Annotated in this window: 12 protein-coding genes and 1 pseudogene; 12 read left to right on the forward strand and 1 reads right to left on the reverse strand. The window is 71.5% G+C overall.

What is annotated here, in order from left to right:
• The first annotated feature begins 21 nt into the window (after window positions 1-21).
• From AC3CH1_RS29750 to AC3CH1_RS29785, 8 genes are all read left to right on the forward strand, one after another.
• Complete coding sequence (locus AC3CH1_RS29750) at window positions 22-939, forward strand: amino acid ABC transporter permease (RefSeq protein ID WP_488465717.1); 918 nt, start codon at window positions 22-24, stop codon at window positions 937-939.
• Between the two features lie 17 nt (window positions 940-956).
• Window positions 957-1,709, forward strand: coding sequence for an amino acid ABC transporter ATP-binding protein (locus tag AC3CH1_RS29755; RefSeq protein WP_488466771.1), 753 nt, complete (start codon window positions 957-959; stop codon window positions 1,707-1,709).
• 39 nt (window positions 1,710-1,748) lie between these two features.
• A complete protein-coding gene (locus AC3CH1_RS29760) occupies window positions 1,749-2,723 on the forward strand; it encodes an ABC transporter substrate-binding protein (RefSeq protein ID WP_488465718.1) in 975 nt (324 codons plus the stop codon).
• 165 nt (window positions 2,724-2,888) lie between these two features.
• A complete protein-coding gene (locus AC3CH1_RS29765; RefSeq protein WP_488465719.1) occupies window positions 2,889-3,965 on the forward strand; it encodes an LLM class flavin-dependent oxidoreductase in 1,077 nt (358 codons plus the stop codon).
• Window positions 3,966-3,979: 14 nt separating this feature from the next.
• Window positions 3,980-5,260 carry an NtaA/DmoA family FMN-dependent monooxygenase gene (locus AC3CH1_RS29770; RefSeq protein WP_488466772.1) on the forward strand — a complete coding sequence of 427 codons (1,281 nt, stop codon included), beginning with the start codon at window positions 3,980-3,982 and terminating at the stop codon, window positions 5,258-5,260.
• 4 nt (window positions 5,261-5,264) lie between these two features.
• The gene (locus AC3CH1_RS29775; protein ID WP_488465720.1) at window positions 5,265-6,086 is read left to right on the forward strand and encodes a DUF1684 domain-containing protein; all 822 of its coding nucleotides are present in this window, start codon (window positions 5,265-5,267) and stop codon (window positions 6,084-6,086) included.
• Between the two features lie 230 nt (window positions 6,087-6,316).
• Window positions 6,317-7,216 carry a S1 family peptidase gene (locus AC3CH1_RS29780; RefSeq protein WP_365541247.1) on the forward strand — a complete coding sequence of 300 codons (900 nt, stop codon included), beginning with the start codon at window positions 6,317-6,319 and terminating at the stop codon, window positions 7,214-7,216.
• A gap of 200 nt (window positions 7,217-7,416) precedes the next feature.
• Entirely contained in the window at window positions 7,417-7,896 is a 480-nt protein-coding gene (locus tag AC3CH1_RS29785; RefSeq protein ID WP_488465721.1) for a hypothetical protein, read from the forward strand.
• A 105-nt stretch (window positions 7,897-8,001) separates the two neighbouring features.
• Here AC3CH1_RS29785 and AC3CH1_RS29790 read toward each other — a convergent pair.
• A pseudogene (locus AC3CH1_RS29790) lies at window positions 8,002-8,927 on the reverse strand (DUF4231 domain-containing protein).
• A gap of 799 nt (window positions 8,928-9,726) precedes the next feature.
• Between AC3CH1_RS29790 and fxsA the strand changes: the two are divergent.
• The 4 genes from fxsA to fxsT all read left to right on the forward strand — a co-directional run bounded on the left by fxsA (window position 9,727) and on the right by fxsT (window position 17,612).
• Entirely contained in the window at window positions 9,727-9,891 is a 165-nt protein-coding gene (gene fxsA / locus AC3CH1_RS29795) for an FxSxx-COOH cyclophane-containing RiPP peptide (RefSeq protein WP_073805814.1), read from the forward strand.
• A gap of 30 nt (window positions 9,892-9,921) precedes the next feature.
• A complete protein-coding gene (gene fxsBH / locus AC3CH1_RS29800; RefSeq protein ID WP_488465722.1) occupies window positions 9,922-12,264 on the forward strand; it encodes a radical SAM/SPASM protein FxsBH, inactivated beta-hydroxylase extension form in 2,343 nt (780 codons plus the stop codon).
• 75 nt (window positions 12,265-12,339) lie between these two features.
• Window positions 12,340-13,680, forward strand: a complete 1,341-nt coding sequence (gene fsxC / locus AC3CH1_RS29805; RefSeq protein ID WP_488465723.1) for an FxsC protein — start codon at window positions 12,340-12,342, stop codon at window positions 13,678-13,680.
• Window positions 13,677-17,612 carry an FxSxx-COOH system tetratricopeptide repeat protein gene (gene fxsT / locus AC3CH1_RS29810; RefSeq protein WP_488465724.1) on the forward strand — a complete coding sequence of 1,312 codons (3,936 nt, stop codon included), beginning with the start codon at window positions 13,677-13,679 and terminating at the stop codon, window positions 17,610-17,612. Before fsxC ends, fxsT begins: the two co-directional genes overlap by 4 nt.
• Window positions 17,613-17,614: the final 2 nt, after the last annotated feature.

Consider the following 17,614-nt stretch of genomic DNA (forward strand, 5'->3'; position numbering starts at 1 on the left):
CCGCGCCCAAGGACTCCACTCATGTCGCTGACCAGCGATCCACCCATCGACCCACCCGCCGGGACCCCCGACGGCCCACCCGCCCCGAAGACCGCCGAACCCGGCACCGACTACGGAGAGCTGACGGTCGTCCCGGCCCGCCACCCCTGGCGCTGGGTCGCCGTCGCCGTGACCGCCGTCCTGGTCGCCCAGTTCCTCAACGGGCTGGTCACCAACCCCGGCTGGGAGTGGGACGTCTTCGCGCAGTTCTTCTCCGCCCCGGTCATCCTCAAGGCGGTCTGGCTCACCCTCCAGCTGACCTTCTACGGCACGGTGCTCGGCTTCGCGCTCGGCATCGTGCTGGCGTTCATGCGGCTGTCGGCCAGTCCGTTCCTGAGGACGGTCGCGTACGGCTACATCTGGGCGTTCCGCTCGATCCCGCTCATCGTGCAACTGCTGTTCTGGTTCAACCTCGCCTATCTCTACGAGGAGTTGCAGTTCGGCATCCCGTTCGGGCCGGGCCTCTTCACCTTCGACACGATGAACCTGGTCGGCGCGGTCAGCGCGGCCGTCCTGGGCCTCGCGCTGCACCAGGCGGCGTACGCGGCGGAGATCGTGCGCGGTGGCGTACTGGCCGTCGGCGGCGGCCAGTTGGAGGCGGCGGCCGCCCTCGGCATCCCGAAACTCCGGCAGCTGCGGCGGATCGTGCTCCCGCAGGCGATGCGCTCCATCCTGCCCAACGCGGCCAACGAGATCATCTCGCTGTTCAAGGGCACCTCGATCGTCTCCGTCATGGCGATCGGCGAGCTCTTCTACCAGGTCCAGGTCGTCTACGGCCGCAGCGGCCGGGTCGTCCCGCTGCTGATGGTCGCCACCGCCTGGTACATCCTCCTGACCACCGCCCTCTCGATCGTCCAGTACTACGTCGAACGTCACTACGCCAAGGGGGCCGTGCGATGAACGCACCCAGCGATGCCATGGTCGAGATCCGCTCCGTGCACAAGAGCTTCGGCTCCCTGGAGGTGCTGCGCGGCATCGACCTCTCGGTGCGACCCGGCGAGGTCACCGTCATCCTCGGCCCCTCCGGCTCCGGCAAGTCCACCCTGCTGCGCACCATCAACCACCTGGAGAAGGTGGACCAGGGCTGGATCAGCGTGGACGGCACCCTGGTCGGCTACCGCAGGGACGGCGACAAGCTCTACGAGCTGCGCGAGCGCGAGGTACTGCGCCAGCGCACCAAGATCGGCTTCGTCTTCCAGAACTTCAACCTCTTCCCGCACCTCACCGTGGTGGAGAACATCATCGAGGCGCCCGTCTCCGCGCTGCGCCGCCCCCGCAAGGAGGCCGTCGAGACGGCGGAGAGGCTGCTGGAGCGGGTCGGACTCGCCGACAAGTCGGCGGCCTACCCCGGACAGCTCTCCGGAGGCCAGCAGCAGCGCGTCGCCATCGCCCGCGCCCTGGCGCTGGAGCCCAGGCTCCTGCTCTTCGACGAGCCGACGTCCGCACTGGACCCGGAGCTCGTCGGAGAGGTCCTCGACGTCATCAAGGACCTGGCGCACGGCGGCACCACGATGATCGTCGTCACCCATGAGATCGGCTTCGCCCGCGAGGTCGCCGACACCGTCGTCTTCATGGACGAGGGCCGCATCGTCGAGCAGGGCCCGCCCGCCGACCTGCTGGACCGCCCCACCCAGGAGCGCACCCGCTCGTTCCTCTCCAAGGTTCTCTGACCCGCCCCCATGCATCCCTCATCCGCAAGGAGTACGTACGTGTCCGTCCGCCGCAGCATCACCCTCGCCCTCGCCACGCTCACCGCCACCGGAGTGCTCACCGCCTGCGGCGACCCCGACGTCTCCACGGACGTGGCGGCGTCCAAGGACAGGAAGGACACCGGGGTCAACACCAGCCCCGACCAGGACCGCCTCAGAGGCAGGAAGGTGGACGCCGTCGCCGCCCTCGTCCCCGAGGCGATCCGCGAGCGCGGCACGCTGAGGATCGGGGCCAGCGCGGACGCCGTGCCGCCGCTCGGCTTCTACGCCACCGACGACAGGACCCGCATCGGCTCCGAGATCGACATCGCCACCCTCGTCGCCGACACCCTCGGTCTGAAGCCGCAGTTCGAGCAGGTCTCCTGGGAGAACCTCTTCGTCGGCCTGGACAGCTCCAAGTTCGACGGGGTCCTCTCCAACGTCACCGTGACCGAGGAGCGCAAGGAGAAGTACGACTTCGCCACCTACCGGCTCGACAACATCGCCTTCGAGGCCAAGAAGGGCTCCGGCTGGAAGGTGAACGGCCCCGCCGACGTCGCCGGCAGGACGATCTCGGTCTCCTCCGGCACCAACCAGGAGAAGATCCTCGTCGAGTGGAGCGAGGAGAACGTCAAGGCCGGGCGTGAGCCCGTGGAGATCAAGTACTTCCAGAAGGAGAACGACTACTACCTCCCCCTCCAGTCGGGCCGCATCGACGCCCACCTCGGCCCGAGCCCGTCCGCCGCCTACCACGTCGCGACGTCCGGCCAGAGCGAGATCGCCGGACAGATCTCCGGAGCCGGCGGCGGCCTCCAGGGCAAGATCGCCGCCACCACGAAGAAGGGCAGCGGCCTGGTCGAGGCGTACGCCGCCGCGATCGACCACATCGTCGAGGACGGCTCGTACGGCAAGGTCCTGAAGCGCTGGGGGCTCGGCGGCGAGGCCGTGGAGAAGTCGGAGATCAACCCGCCCGGCCTGCCGAAGACGGAGAGCTGACCGATCCGAACCGGGGGTCTCCTGCCGATCGGGGCCGGTCCACGCCCGGCAGGACACCCCCCGGGCCCGCCGGGTCCGCCACCCGGCCGTGCGCCCCGTCCCGCGCGCGGCCGGGTGGCGGCCTCCGCGGCGCCCCCGACCGACCGTCACCCGAGAGGTTCCCGCATGTCCGCCCCTGGCTCCCTCCACCTGGCCGCCGAGATCGGCGGCCCCCCGCACTACGACGCCGGGCACTACCTCCGGCTCGCCCGGCTCGCCGAGGACGGCGCGCTCGACTACGTCACCCTCGGCGACTCGTTCGCCCGCCCCGGACTCGACGCGCTCGCCGTCCTCGCCCGGCTCGCCCCCGCCACCGACCGCATCGGCCTCGTCCCGACCGTCACCACCACCCACACCGAGCCCTTCCACGTCTCCTCGGCCGTCGCCACCCTGGACTGGGTGAGCCGGGGCCGCGCCGGCTGGAGCGCGGACGTGTCCACCACCGAGGCGGAGGCCCGGCTCTTCGGCAGACGCCCCGCGGCACCGCCAGCCGCCCTGTGGCAGGAGGCCGGGGAAGTGGCCGACGTCTCGGGGCGGCTGTGGGACAGCTGGGAGGACGACGCCGAGATCCGCGACACCGCCACGGGCCGCTTCGTCGACCGGGACAAGCTGCACTACGTCGACTTCGAGGGCGCCACCTTCTCCGTACGGGGCCCCGCCATCGTGCCGCGCCCGCCGCAGGGCCGCCCCGTCACCGTCATCGACGCCACCACCGGCCCGGCCCGCGAGGCGGCAGCCCGGCACGCCGACGTCGTCCACATCCGGGCCACCACCCCCGAGCTGGCGGCCGCCGTCCGCGACGAGGTGCGGGCCAAGGCCGCCGGCCACGGGCGCGACCCCGGGGCGCTGCGGGTGCTGGTCGCGCTGACCGTCGACCTCGGCGACCGGGAGACCGCGCCGGAACCCGGTCTGGTGAGCGGACCGCGGCTCGCCGGGCACGGCACCTACTTCCGGGGCGGCCCGGTCGACCTCGCCGACCTCATCGCCGAGTGGCACCGGGCCGGCGCGGCCGACGGCTTCCACCTCACGCCCATCACCCCCGAGCGCGACCTCGAAAGGATCGTCAACGGCACCGTGGCCCTCCTCCAGCACCGCAGCCTCTTCCGTACCTTCCACCCGGGCGGCACCCTGCGCGAACACCTGGGACTCGTGCGCCCCGCGAGCCGCTACGCCGCCGCCAGGACCACCGCGAAGGAGGTCTGACCGTGCCCCGTCCGATGCACCTCGCCGCCCACTTCCCCGGCGTCAACAACACCACGGTGTGGGCCGACCCCCGCTCCCGCAGCCAGATCGACTTCTCCTCCTTCGAGCAGCTGGCGAGGGTGGCGGAGCGCGGGAAGTTCGACTTCTTCTTCCTCGCCGAAGGGTTGCGGCTGCGCGAGCACAACGGCCGCGTCCACGACCTCGACGTGGTCGGCCGGCCCGAGTCGCTGACCGTGCTGAACGCGCTGGCCGCCGTCACCGACCGGCTCGGCCTCGCCGCCACCGTCAACGCCACCTTCAACGAGCCGTACGAACTCGCCCGCCGGCTCGCCACCCTCGACCACCTCAGCGCGGGCCGGGCCGCCTGGAACGTGGTGACCTCCTCCGACGCCTTCACCGGGGAGAACTTCCGCCGGGGCGGCTATCTGGACCGGGCCGACAGGTACACCAGGGCCGCCGAGTTCGTCGCCACGGCCCGTGAGCTCTGGGACTCCTGGACGCCCGACGGCGTGTCACGCCCCTTCGCCCACGAGGGGCCGCAGTTCACGATCTCCGGCGAGTTCACCGTGGAGCGCTCGCCACAGGGCCACCCGGTGGTCATCCAGGCCGGGGACTCCGACGAGGGCCGGGAGTTCGCCGCCTCCGCCGCCGACGTCATCTTCACCCGGCACGGCACCCTGGAGGCGGGCCGCGCCTTCTACACCGACGTCAAGGCGCGGCTCGCGGCGTACGGCAGGGAGCCCGACGAGCTGAAGATCATGCCGGGCGTCACCGTGGTGACCGGCGACACCGACGCCGAGGCCCAGGAGCGTGCCGCCGAGATCCGCCGGCAGCAGATCTCGCCGCAGAACGCGATCCTCACCGCCGAGCAGCTCTGGGGCGCCGACCTCTCCGCGTACGACCCCGACGGGCCGCTCCCCGAGATCGACCCCGTCATCGACTCCGGCCTCGTCAAGGGCAGGGTCCTGTACGGGGATCCTTTCGCCGTCGTCGCACGCTGGCGCGCGATCGCCGAGGCCAAGGGGCTCTCGCTGCGGCAGACGGTCATCGAGACGACCACCCGGCAGTCGTTCATCGGCTCTCCGCGGACGGTCGCGGCGGAGCTGACCGCGTTCGTCGACGGACGGGCCGCCGACGGTTTCATCCTCGTCCCCCATCTCACCCCGAGCGGACTGGACGACTTCGTCGACCGGGTCGTCCCGCTCCTCCAGGAGAGCGGGGCGTTCCGCACCGAATACACCGGCTCCACGCTGCGGTCGCACCTCGGCCTCCAGGAGCCGGTATGGAAAGGTTGACCGCATGAGCACGGACGCACAGCAGCAGGAGCAGGGCGGCGGGCCGGACGCCGCACAGGACTGGCAGCGGTGGCACGAAGAGCGCGTCGTCGCGGTCGCCGCCCCGTACGGCCCGCTCTCGCTGACCGGGACCCACTGGCTCTCCGACTACCCGGAGGGGCGAATTCCGGCCGTCCCGGGGCGATGGCGCGAGGACGGCGACGAGGTGGTCCTCACGGCCGCCGCCGAGGAGGGCGTCGTCGTCGACGGCAAGCCGCTGACCGGCGAGGTCAGGCTGCGGGCGGACCGTGGGCCGATCGACGACTCCCGGATCGCGCAGGGGGAGCGGCGGCTGGTGGTGCTCCGCCGCGAAGGGCTGTGGGCGGTACGGGACTTCGACCCGGGATCACCGGCCCGGCACGCCTTCTCGACCATCGAGGCCACCCCGTACGACCCCCGCTGGGCGCTGCCGGGAACGTTCCGTCCCTACGGCGACGACCGGACCGTGCGGGTGGTCAACGCGGACGGGGTCGAGCGCGGCCTCGGGCTCGGCGGCGAGATCGCCTTCACGGTGGACGGCGACGAGCACACGCTCCAGGTCGCGGTCGAACCCGACGGGTCGCTGTGGGCCGTCTTCGCCGACACGACCAGCGGGAACGACAGCTACCGCTTCCGTTTCCTGCGGCCCGCGGCGCCCGCCGCCGACGGCCGCGTGGCGGTCGACCTCAACCGCGCGCTGCTGCCGCCGTGCGCCTTCGCCGATCACTTCATCTGCCCGTTCCCGCCCCCGGGCAACACGCTCTCCGTCGCGGTCCCGGCGGGGGAGCGGAACCGGATCGACGCCTGACCCGCGAGAGGTCCCTCCGGCCCCGGGAGCCCCACGGCTCCCGGGGCCGGAGGCGTGTGTGACCCACGTGGCCGAAAGGCATTCTTGCGCCCCCTGTCCGGGCCCCTCGATACTCCGGTCAGCGATTGTCAGGGGCACGGCAATTCCGGAATCCGGACAGGCCCCCGACTGCGCCTCACGGGCCCGCCACCCCACAGGAGGGCCCCCGATTCCCCTCGGAGGAACCCGAAGTGAGGATCAAGCGCACCAGTAACCGCTCGAACGCGGCGAGACGCGTCCGTACCACGGCCGTACTCGCGGGGCTCGCGGCCGTCGCGGCGATGGCCATTCCCACCGCGAACGCCGAAACCCCCCGGACGTTCAGTGCCAACCAGCTGACCGCGGCGAGCGACGCCGTGCTCGGCGCCGACATCGCGGGCACCGCCTGGAACATCGACCCGCAGTCCAAGCGCCTCGTCGTCACCGTCGACAGCACGGTCTCGAAGGCGGAGATCAACCAGATCAGGAAGTCGGCGGGCGCCAACGCCGACGCGCTGCGTATCGAGCGCACGCCGGGCAAGTTCACCAAGCTGATCTCCGGCGGCGACGCGATCTACTCCAGCACCGGACGCTGCTCGCTCGGCTTCAACGTCCGCAGCGGCAGCACCTACTACTTCCTGACCGCCGGCCACTGCACGGACGGCGCGACCACCTGGTGGGCGAACTCGGCCCGCACCACCGTGCTCGGCACGACCTCCGGGTCGAGCTTCCCGAACAACGACTACGGCATCGTGCGCTACACCAACACCACCATCCCCAAGGACGGCACGGTCGGCGGCCAGGACATCACCAGCGCCGCCAACGCCACCAACGGCATGGCCGTCACCCGCCGCGGCTCCACCACCGGCACCCACAGCGGTTCGGTCACCGGACTCAACGCCACCGTCAACTACGGGGGCGGCGACGTCGTCTACGGCATGATCCGCACCAACGTGTGCGCCGAGCCCGGCGACTCCGGCGGCCCGCTCTACTCCGGCACCCGGGCGATCGGTCTCACCTCCGGCGGCAGCGGCAACTGCTCCTCCGGCGGAACGACCTTCTTCCAGCCGGTCACCGAGGCGCTGAGCGCGTACGGCGTCAGCGTGTACTGACCGGTCCCACACCGGCCAGGTACGGAGCAGTCCGTACAAACGTGCCCCCGTCCGGAGTTCCGGACGGGGGCTCCCGCTCGCCGGGGAGCTCTTGAGAGGATGTCGCCACGACGGGTCGCCGCTTCGGGGCGACGGGGGCGGGGCGACGGGGCGGGCGCGCCCCCCGCCGTGCTCCGCTGGCATCAGGGGGTAGCAGGTCCGTGAACCGCATCGGAGTGACCGGTCACCGCTCCATCCCCGCCGAGGCCGAGGCCCATGTGCTCGCGGGTCTGCGGGCCGCGCTCTGCGGCCTCGACGGCGCGACGCAGGCGCTCTCCAGCCTGGCGGTCGGCGCCGACCAGCTCTTCGCCGACCTCGCCCTCGCCCGCGGCGCCGAACTGACCGCCGTGATCCCCAGCGGCGACTACGAGGCCTGCTTCGAGAACGCCGTCGACCTCGCCCGCTACCGGATGCTCAAGGCCCGCGCGGCGCGGGAGGTCCGGCTCGACTTCCCGCACTCCACCGACGAGGCGTACTACGCGGCGGGCGCCTACATCGCCGACCACTGCGACCGGCTGGTCGCCGTCTGGGACGGCCTTCCGGCCCGGGGCCTCGGCGGCACGGGCGACATCGTGACGTACGCCCGCACCCTGGGCCGCCCGGTCACCGTGATCTGGCGCGACGGAGTACTGCGCGGCTGACCGGAGGCCGCCCATGACCGGAGGCCGCCCATGACCGGCGGGCGCCCACCGAGCAGGGTCGTACGAAGAGGGCCGCTCCCGACCCCGTACGGCGGCCTCCCCGGCTCACACGCGATGTCTGACCAGCCAGTCGGTGTGCTCGGGCGACACGATCCGCTCGGTCTCGAACACCGCCGCCGGCCAGTGCCGCTCGGTGAGGGTGGTCTCCATGGCGGCCTGCATCGACTCCAGGTCCTTCTCCACGAGCGAGTGCGCCGAGATCAGCGGATGGTGCCGGCGCATCTCGTTCCAGGCGAGACAGGCCGCCGCCGCCGCGGAGAAGGCCCCCGTCAGGCCGAACGAGCGCCCCATCCCGAAGGCCTGGAACACGCTCAGCGCCAGCGCCGGGAGCGTCAGCGCGACAATGGCGCCCGACCACAGGAGCGCCCCGCGCCGGGAGGCCTGCTGGCGCCTGCGGTACCAGCGCCGCTGTTCGATGAGCCGGTCCCGTACATAGGTTTCCTTGCGCACCGTGTAGGCCTTGTTCCGTAACGCGCGCATCGATTCCGTGATGAGGCCGCCGGAATCCGGCAGTTCCTCGCGCGGGTCGGCCCAGCCCACTTTGCGCAACTCCTGGAGGCCGTCCTCCAGACGATTGGCGAACAGCGCCTCCGGGTGGTCGGACGCGCTGTCGAACGGGCGCCGTGGACCGCGTAGCGCCAGCAGTTGGACTTGATGAACTCGGCCGCCGAGCGGTTCAGTTGCCAGTGCGACTTCGCTTTGCGGTGGGAGGCGAGGAAGGTCGCGAAGAGCACGCCCAGATAGGCCAGCACCGCCGCGCCGTACAGGGCACGGGCCGCCGGACCGTCCTCGGTGTGCCAGGGCAGCGCCGCGGGCACCGTGCCCGCCACGAGCAGCGCGAGCTGCGCCCGGGTGGTGTTCACGGCCTCACGCTGACGGGCCACGGCGACCGCGTCCGTGTGGTGGAACAGCGCCGGCAGGTCGTCGTTCCTGAAGACCATGGATCTCAGCGGCTCGGGCAACGCCGTCATGGACGCCTCCGTGTGCAGTTGTCGTATGACCCGGCCGGTCGTGACGCCTGCCCCGCCCGGGCCACGAGAGTAGGGGGAGGACCGGACGCGGCAAGAGCCTCCCGGCTCCGCGGACGGTCACCACGACAGGGTTCGGCCACTCCCGCGCGGGTGACCTTCCTCACATCGCGACCCTGTGGCAGGGTTGTCCAACTGGGTTGTACCAGAGGTGAGTTGCTGCCCCCTGTGGTGGGCGCGACCACCTCCGCGCGGGGGAGGGGCCATCGAAAGCGACCGGGACGGTGGGAGTGCTCTCACCGCGGCGCGTCGAGCGGGCCGACGCACCGCGCGCCCGGTCGCGGGTCGCGGGCGCCGTGGGCGCGGGCCACGAACCCGTCCTGGACCACACGCGCGTCGCCCGGGCGGGACGCGATCTCCCTGGCGAGGCGCTGGTGAACGGGTGAACCGTGCTCCCGCCGGAGCCTCCCGGCGCCCGCCGTCCGGGGCGCGCGCGGTGCGCGCGCCCGGCACCTGTGCGAGCGCTCCGGCCGGTGTCGGGAAGCCTCTCACCTGCGCGTGCCGGCGGCGGCGGGGGCGGTCCTCGGGCCCGCCGGTTCGGCCGCTCGTCCCCCGCTCACCCGAGCGGCCGAGTGGAAGGTGTGTTTCGAGTTTCGTATGCAGGTGTGAAGGCCGCTCCGTCGGCATGTGGAAGAGCCTCCGCGGTAGTAAAGTGCGCGTGCCGGAAGGTGTGATGACACGCAATCCGGCAGCGTTTCAATGTCCGGAAACAGACCCCTTCAGGATCCCCCCTAGGACGGCCGTGAAGACCTACGGAACCACCCCCGCCTTCGCCTCTGCGAAGACCCGCGCGACCCTCTCGGCGACCGACGTTCGCAGCGCCGAGGCCGCCAGGAAGATCAACCGCGTATGCGGTGCGACAACGGCCAGGTCCACCCGGATCTCCACGTTCAATTCGGCTCTCTGAGCCGACGTCGGAAGCGGCTAGAATGACGGGATGACAGGACCCCTGGTCCCCTTCCGTGAATTCGTGCTGAAAGTGCACAGCAGGTGCGATCTGGCCTGTGATCATTGTTATGTCTACGAACATGCCGACCAGAGCTGGCTGACACGCCCCAAGACCATCTCTGACGAGGCGATTTCCTGGACTGCCCGGCGCCTGGCCGAGCATGCGACGACTCATGCGCTTCCCTCCGTAACAGTGATCCTGCACGGTGGGGAACCGCTCCTGGCGGGGCCCGCGCGACTGCGACGGGTCTGCGAGGAGCTCGGCTCGGCTCTGAACGGCATCGCTGAGCTGGACCTCAGGATCCACACCAACGGCGTCCAGCTCAGCCCCCGTTACCTCGACCTGTTCGACGAGTTCCACGTCCGGGTCGGGATCTCGCTCGACGGCGACCGCGCGGCCAACGACCGCCACCGCCGATTCGCCGATGGGCGCAGCAGCCACCCGATGGTGCTGCGAGCCGTCGAACTGCTCCGCGAGGAGCGCTACCGCCACCTGGACCTCGGCCTGCTGTGCACGGTCGACATCCACAACGACCCGGTGGCCGTCCAGGACGCTCTCGCCGGACTCCGGCCCCCGCTCGTCGACTTCCTGTTGCCGCACGCCACCTGGGACGACCCGCCCCCGCGGCCGGACGGATCGCCCACCGCGTACGCCGACTGGCTCCTGACGGTCTTCGACCGCTGGACGGAGCAGGGCCGCCCGATGCCCGTCCGCATGTTCGCCTCGGTGCTCTCCAGCCTGAACGGCGGCCCCAGCCTCACCGAGTCCCTCGGCCTGGCCCCCACCGACCTCGTCGTCATCGAGACCGACGGGCAGCTGGAACAGGTCGACTCGCTCAAGAGCGCCTACGAGGGTGCCGCCGCCACCGGGTTCGACGTCTTCCGCAACACCTTCGACGAGGTCGCGGCCCACCCCGGCGTCCGCGCGCGGCAGCTCGGTCTGGCCGGGGTCAGCGAGACCTGTCGCCGCTGCCCCGTCGTGCGCTCGTGCGGCGGCGGGCTCTACACCCACCGGTACCGCTCCGTCAGCGGCCCCGAAGGCCGCGACAGCGGCTTCGACAACCCGTCGGTCTACTGCGCCGACCTGGCCGCGCTGATCCGGGGCATCGAGGAGCGCACGGCCGCGGCCACCGAGTCGCCCGCCGTCCGGGCGCCCGACGAACTGCTCGCCGCCCATCAGGACCTGACCCGGACCCTGCTCGCGGCTCTCCACGACACCCTCGACGGGCGGGGCGGGGCCCTCTGGGACGAGGCCTGGCGGCTCGCGGCGACGCTGGAGGCGGACGCCCCGGGCGCAGAGGCGCTCGACACGGTGCTCGCCCACCCCTACACCCGCACCTGGCTGGTCGGCGCCCTGGAGGACGTCGAGGCGGGCCGCGGCCTGTCGGGGGCCGCCGCCGAACGGCTCGGCGCCACCGTGGCCGCCGCCGCCGTCCGCGCCGGACACGACCTGTCCGTGCCGGTGGCGTACCGGGACGGAGGCCTGTATCTGCCCACCCTCGGCACCGTGCTCCTCGGCGGCCCGGGGGAGCGGGGAACGGCCGTGGTGCGCGCCACGGCCGACGGATTCCTCGTCCGCCGGCCGCAGGACGCGCCCGGCACCGAGCTGCGCATCGCCCCCGACGAGCCCGAGGGCCCGCACTGGCTGCCCGTACACGTCCTGCGCCGGGCGCCCGCCCCCGTACTCCTGCTGGACGACCTCGACCCCCTCCGCGACTGCTTCGACGCCCCCGCGACCGACCGCCTGGAAGCGGAGGAGGCAGACGCCTGGGCGCACCGGGTCGGCGAAGCCTGGTCGCTGCTGGCCGACGCCGTGCCCGGCCAGGCGGCCGAGGCGGCCCGTACGTTGACCACGCTGACCCCCCTGTTCACCGGCGACGCCGAGCCGGGGCGCCACGGGCCCGGCGCGCTCGGCGTCGGGCCGTCGGCGGAGGCGAACGAGCTGGCACTCGGCCTGCTGAGCGGATTCCGCCGGGCGAAACTGCGGGCGCTCGGCGAAGTGACGGATCTTTACGCCCTGGACGGTACCTGGGAACATCGGACGCCTTGGGGGAACGAACACGTGACGTTCTCCCGACTGCTGACCGAGACATTCGAACGGGCGGGGCTCGGGCTTTACGACCCGCGCTACCTCAGGGGTGTTCCGGAAGCTCTCGACAAGATCGAAGACGCGGCGGAGGTGACGGTCGACGGAAAACAGCTGATCTCCGCTGTCCGCAAGGAGATCAGCGGAACCCGGAGTGCGACCGAGAAGAATGGCGGCAGGAGCTTCCCGCCGTCCGGTCATGCGGCGAACGTCCTGGGATCTGACCAGAAAGCGACGTTCGAATGACCGAACGGCAGGGGGGTGGAAAGCGGTCCGCTCCGGAATGATGAGTTCGCTTCCACTCCCTATCCTCCTTCCGGGATGCGAGTGCTCACACAGGACGGGGGTCGTGTGCACGCATCGACGCAACAGCGAGCGGTGGGCCATCGGCCGTATTTCTTTCTGAGTTACGCCCACACGCCGGGGTACGGCGGCGGCGCGGACCCCGATATGTGGGTCGAACGGCTTTTCCAGGACCTCTGCGGCCACGTGATGGCCATGACCGACTTACCCGCGGGCGCGCCCGCGGGCTTCATGGACCGGGAGATACGTTCCGGGGAGGGCTGGTCGGAACGGCTCGGCGACGTCCTCGCCACCTGCCGGGTCTTCGTCCCGCTGTTCTCGCCGCGCTACTTCGCCAGCGAGATGTGCGGCAAGGAGTGGTACGCCTTCGAACAGCGCGCCATCCACCACCGCGCCCGCTCCAACCAGCCCGCCGAGGCCATCGTCCCGGCACTCTGGGTACCGGTGCCGCCGAGCCAACTGCCCGGCTCCGCCGAGCGGTTGCAGTTCAACCACCGCGATTTCGGGGAACGGTACGTCAGCGACGGCCTGTACGGCCTGATCAAGCTCAGACTCTTCGCCGAGGAGTACGAACGGGCCGTCTACGAACTGGCCAAACGCATCGTGAGCGTCGCCGACTCGGTCCGCATCGACACCGGCCGACCCGTCGACTACCGCCTCGCGCCCAGCGCCTTCGGCTCCCCCAGCAGCGGAGTCGGCGCCCCCAGGCCGATGCAGATCACCATCGCGGCGCCCACCCGCCACGATCTGCCCGAGGGCCGCAACAGCGACCACTACGGCGACCATCCCCAGGACTGGAACCCCTACTACCCGGCGGCCGCGCGCCCGCTGGCCTATGTGGCGGAGGAACTGGTCCGCTCCCTCAACTACCAGGCCCACATCACCTCGTTCGACGAGGACCGGCACGACGGCAAGACCCCGCCCACCACCCCCGAGATCCTGCTCGTCGACCGCTGGGCCCTCCGGGACGAGGACCACCGCCGCAGGCTCGCCGCCTTCGACGCCGAGAACCGGCCCTGGGTGACCATGGTCGTGCCGTGGAGCCGCGACGACCACCAGAGCAGAGCGGCGGAGAGCGAGCTCACCGAGACGCTCGAAGCGACCATGCCGATCAAGATGGGCCAGGGCCGGGCCCTGTGCCGGGCCGCCGCCAAAGGAGTGCCCACCATGGAGGCGTTCGGCCAACTCCTGCCGCAGGTGGTCGAGGTGGCAGCCCAGCAGTACCTCAAGCACGCCAAGGCCTACCCTCCCGGATCCGGTGGCGGTTCCGGTGACCGGACCCGGCTCACCGGCCCCATGGGCAGTACGAGCTACATCCCCGACCCGCACGACCCTGCGACGGAAGCGGAGGACCTATGAGTGCCGGTCGTGACGGGCGCATCGTCACCTTCTACTCGTACAAGGGCGGTACCGGGCGCACCATGGCGCTCGCCAACACCGCCTGGATCCTCGCGGCCAACGGCAAGCGGGTACTGGCCGTCGACTGGGACCTGGAGGCCCCCGGGCTGCACCGGTTCTTCCACCCCTTCCTCGACCCGGCCACCCTCGGCGCCACCACCGGCGTGATCGACCTGATCACCGAGTACGCCTGGGCCGCGACCAGCCCCGCCCAGCGCCCCGAGGACTGGCACCGCGACTACGCCCGCATCCAGCCGCACGCCGTGTCGCTGACCCCGGAGTCGCTCGGCTGGGAGTTCCCGCGGGGCGGGACGCTCGACTTCGTCTCCGCCGGACGGCAGAACCGCGAATACTCCGCGACCGTCTCCACCTTCGACTGGGACAACTTCTACGACCGGTTCGGCGGCGGCCACTTCTTCGACGCGCTGCGCGACGACATGAAGGCCAACTACGACTACGTCCTCATCGACAGCCGGACCGGCCTCAGCGACATCGCCGACATCTGCACCGTCCACCTCCCGGACGTGCTCGTCGACTGCTTCACCCTCAGCGACCAGTCCATCGACGGCGCGGCCTCCGTCGCCCGCCAGATCGCCGAGCGCAACACCGGCCGCCCCATCGCCCTCTACCCCGTCCCCATGCGCATCGACGAGGGCGAGAAGGAGAAGGCGGACGCCGGGCGGGCGCTGGCCCGGCTCAAGTTCGACCGGCTGCCGCGCGACCTGTCCGGCGACGAACTCACCGCCTACTGGGGAGCGGTCGAGATCCCCTACCGGCCCTACTACGCCTACGAGGAGACGCTCGCCACCTTCGGTGACGAGGCCGGGCTCAGCAACTCGCTGCTCTCCGCCTTCGAACGGCTCGTCGCGGTCATCACCGACCGGGAGATCACCTCGATGCCCCCGATCGGCGAGGAGGTCCGCCTGCGGATCCGCGACGCCTTCACCCGGCGCAGGCCCGCCCTGCCCGCCGATCTCTTCCTCAGCTATGTGGCGGAGAACCGGATGTGGGCCGACTGGCTCGAATCGATCCTCACCCGGGCCGGTTTCCGGGTGGTCCCGCGCGACGTCTCCGCCGAACGCTCCCCCGACGAGCCCGCCGACACCACCGCTTCGAGCGCCGCCCGCACCGTCGTGCTGCTCTCCAGCGCCTACCTGAAGTCCCCGCGCGCGGTCGAGCTGTGGGAGCGGACCGCCGCGGAGGCCGTCGGCAGCGGCCGCCGCCGGCTGGTCCCCCTGCGGGTCGGGGACGTACGCCTGAGCGCCCCCTACATCGACCGCAATCCCGTCGACCTCTTCCGGCTGGACGAGGTGCACGCCACCACCGCCGTGATGCGGGCCCTGGACCGCCCGGTGCAGGTGGCCGACGGGGTCTCGCCCGGGCCCCGCTTCCCCGGCACCGTGCCGAGGATCTGGAACGCGCCGCCCCGCAACCCCGGATTCACCGGCCGCTCCCTCGTCCTGGAGCGGATGCGCGACCAGCTCGGCGGCGGCCTGGCCGTCGTCCTGCCGCAGCCGCAGACGCTGTACGGACTCGGCGGCGTCGGCAAGACCCAGGTGGCCCTGGAGTACGTGCACCGCTTCATGGCCGACTACGACCTGGTGTGGTGGATATCGTCCGAGCAGACCGACGACGTGGTCGCCTCGCTCGCCGAACTCGCGGTCCGGCTCGGCGCCCAGGGCGGCGACGACATGGCCGCCGCCTCCCAGGAGGCCGTCGACCTGCTGCGGCGCGGGGTGCCCTCGGACCGCTGGCTGCTGGTCTTCGACAACGCGGACGACCCCGAGCAGGTGCGCCGCTACTTCCCGCAGGGAGGTTCCGGCCACATCCTGGTGACCTCCCGCAACCAGAGCTGGTCCCAGCACGGGGACGCGCTGCCCGTGGACGTCTTCCTGCGCGAGGAGTCGATCGAGCACCTCCAGCGACGGGCGCCGGGGCTCAACGACGAGGACGCCGACCAGGTGGCGACCGCCGTGGGCGACCTGCCGCTCGCCGTGGAGCAGGCGGCCGCCTGGATCGCGGAGACCGCCACTCCCATCGACGCCTATCTCGAACAGCTCGCCCAGCAGGCGCCCCAGGTCCTCGGGCTCAACCAGCCGGCCGGCTACCCGGAACCGGTCGCCGCGACCTGGAACATCTCCATCGCCCGGCTGAAGGAGCGCTCGCCCGCCGCCGTGCGGCTCCTCCAGCTCTGCGCCTTCTTCGCCCCGGAACCGATCTCCGCGAACCTCCTCTACAGCAAGGAGATGATCGACGCGCTGAAGCCGTACGACTCCTCGCTCCAGGAGAAGCTGGTGCTGGGCCGGGTCATCCGGGAGATCGGCCGGTTCGCCCTCGCCAAGGTCGACCAGGTCTCCAACTCCATCCAGGTCCACCGCCTCGTCCAGGCCGTGATCAAGGCGCAGCTCAGCGAGGAGGAGCAGCGCGAGGCCCGGCACGTCGTCCACCGCATCCTGGCCGGCGCCCGGCCCGACGACGACGAGCCGATCGACAACCCGGAGACCTGGCCGCGCTTCGCGACGATCTGGCCGCACCTCGGCCCCTCCGACGCCCGCAACTGCAAGGAGCCGGAGACCCGCAGGCTCCTGATCGACCGGGTCCGCTACCTCTGGAAGCGCGGCGACGTCAGGACCGCAGGCGCGCTCGGCGACGAGCTGCGGGAGATCTGGCGGGAGAAGCTGGGGGAGCAGGATCTCCAGTACCTCTACCTCTGCTTCCACCTCTCCAACATCCTGCGCACCCGCGGTCGTTATGTGGAGGCGAAGGAGCTGGACGAGTTCACCCTGGAGCGGCAGCGGGCGGTGCTGGGACCCGAGCACCCGCACACGTACATGACCACCAGCAGCCTGGCCATCGACCTCGGTCTGCTGGGGGACTACACCCGGGCGATCGAGATGGCGACCGAGGCCCACGAGGGGTTCGGGCAGATCTTCCACGACTCCCACCCCCGGACCCTGGCCGCCGCCAACAACCTGGCCCTGAACCTGCGCAGCGTCGGCCAGTACGCCCGCGCCCGGGAGATCGACCAGGACGTCTACGACCTCCGCACCCAGGTGCTGGGACCGGAGCACCCCTACAGCCTCTCCTCCGCCATGAACCTCGCCCGCGACCTGCGGGAGGTCGGACGGTACGAGGACTCGGTGGGGCTGCTGAGCACCACGTACAACAGCTTCAAGGAGACGCTGGGCCGCAGCTTCCCCGCCACGCTGAGCGCCGCGAAGAGCCTCGCGGTGTCGTTGCGCAGGGCGGGCCGGCTGGAGGACGCCCGCCGTCTCACGGTGGCGACCCGCGCCCGCTACCGGGCGAAGTACACCACCGCCAACCCCGACTCGCTGGCCTGCGACCTCAACCTCGCCGCGGACCTGTTCGCGGCGGGCGAGAGCGTCGAGGCGAGGGACACGGCGCAGGAGGTCGTGGACCAGTTCATGAAGGTGCCGGGGGAGAGGCACCCGTACACCCTGGCGGCGCAGAACAACCTCGGCGTCTATCTGACGGGGGCCGGGGAGACGGAAGCGGCGGAGCGGGTGCTGAAACTGGTCGTCGCCTCCATGCGGGAGACGTTCGGCCGCGAGCACCCGAACACCCTGTTCTGTGTGATGAACCTGGCCAGCGCGACGGCGGACCGGGGAGAGCTGGACATCGTGCTGAAGACCGAGCGGCGGCTGGCCGGGCAGCTGCGCGAGGCGCTCGGGGCGCACCATCCGGAGACCCTGGCCATGACCTCGAACATGGCGGTCACGCTCGCCGCCGTGGGGCGGGAGGACGAGGCGGTGCAGCTGCGGGCGGAGATCGTCCCCGAGCTGTCGCGCCAGCTCGGCGACGATCATCCGCTGGTCCGGATAGCCCGGACCGAGGAGCGGTTCCGGCGGGAACTGGAACCGATGTCGGTGTGACC

This window comes from Streptomyces sp. MGP-P1 (assembly GCF_057766565.1).

Bases quoted from the DNA above. Each gene is read 5' to 3' on its own strand.
- fxsBH (WP_488465722.1), top strand. From the start codon at position 9,922: ATGACAGGACCCCTGGTCCCCTTCCGTGAATTCGTGCTGAAAGTGCAC.
- AC3CH1_RS29750 (WP_488465717.1), top strand. From the start codon at position 22: ATGTCGCTGACCAGCGATCCACCCATCGACCCACCCGCCGGGACCCCC.
- fxsT (WP_488465724.1), top strand. From the start codon at position 13,677: ATGAGTGCCGGTCGTGACGGGCGCATCGTCACCTTCTACTCGTACAAG.
- AC3CH1_RS29765 (WP_488465719.1), top strand. From the start codon at position 2,889: ATGTCCGCCCCTGGCTCCCTCCACCTGGCCGCCGAGATCGGCGGCCCC.
- AC3CH1_RS29775 (WP_488465720.1), top strand. From the start codon at position 5,265: ATGAGCACGGACGCACAGCAGCAGGAGCAGGGCGGCGGGCCGGACGCC.
- fsxC (WP_488465723.1), top strand. From the start codon at position 12,340: ATGCGAGTGCTCACACAGGACGGGGGTCGTGTGCACGCATCGACGCAA.
- AC3CH1_RS29755 (WP_488466771.1), top strand. From the start codon at position 957: ATGGTCGAGATCCGCTCCGTGCACAAGAGCTTCGGCTCCCTGGAGGTG.
- AC3CH1_RS29770 (WP_488466772.1), top strand. From the start codon at position 3,980: ATGCACCTCGCCGCCCACTTCCCCGGCGTCAACAACACCACGGTGTGG.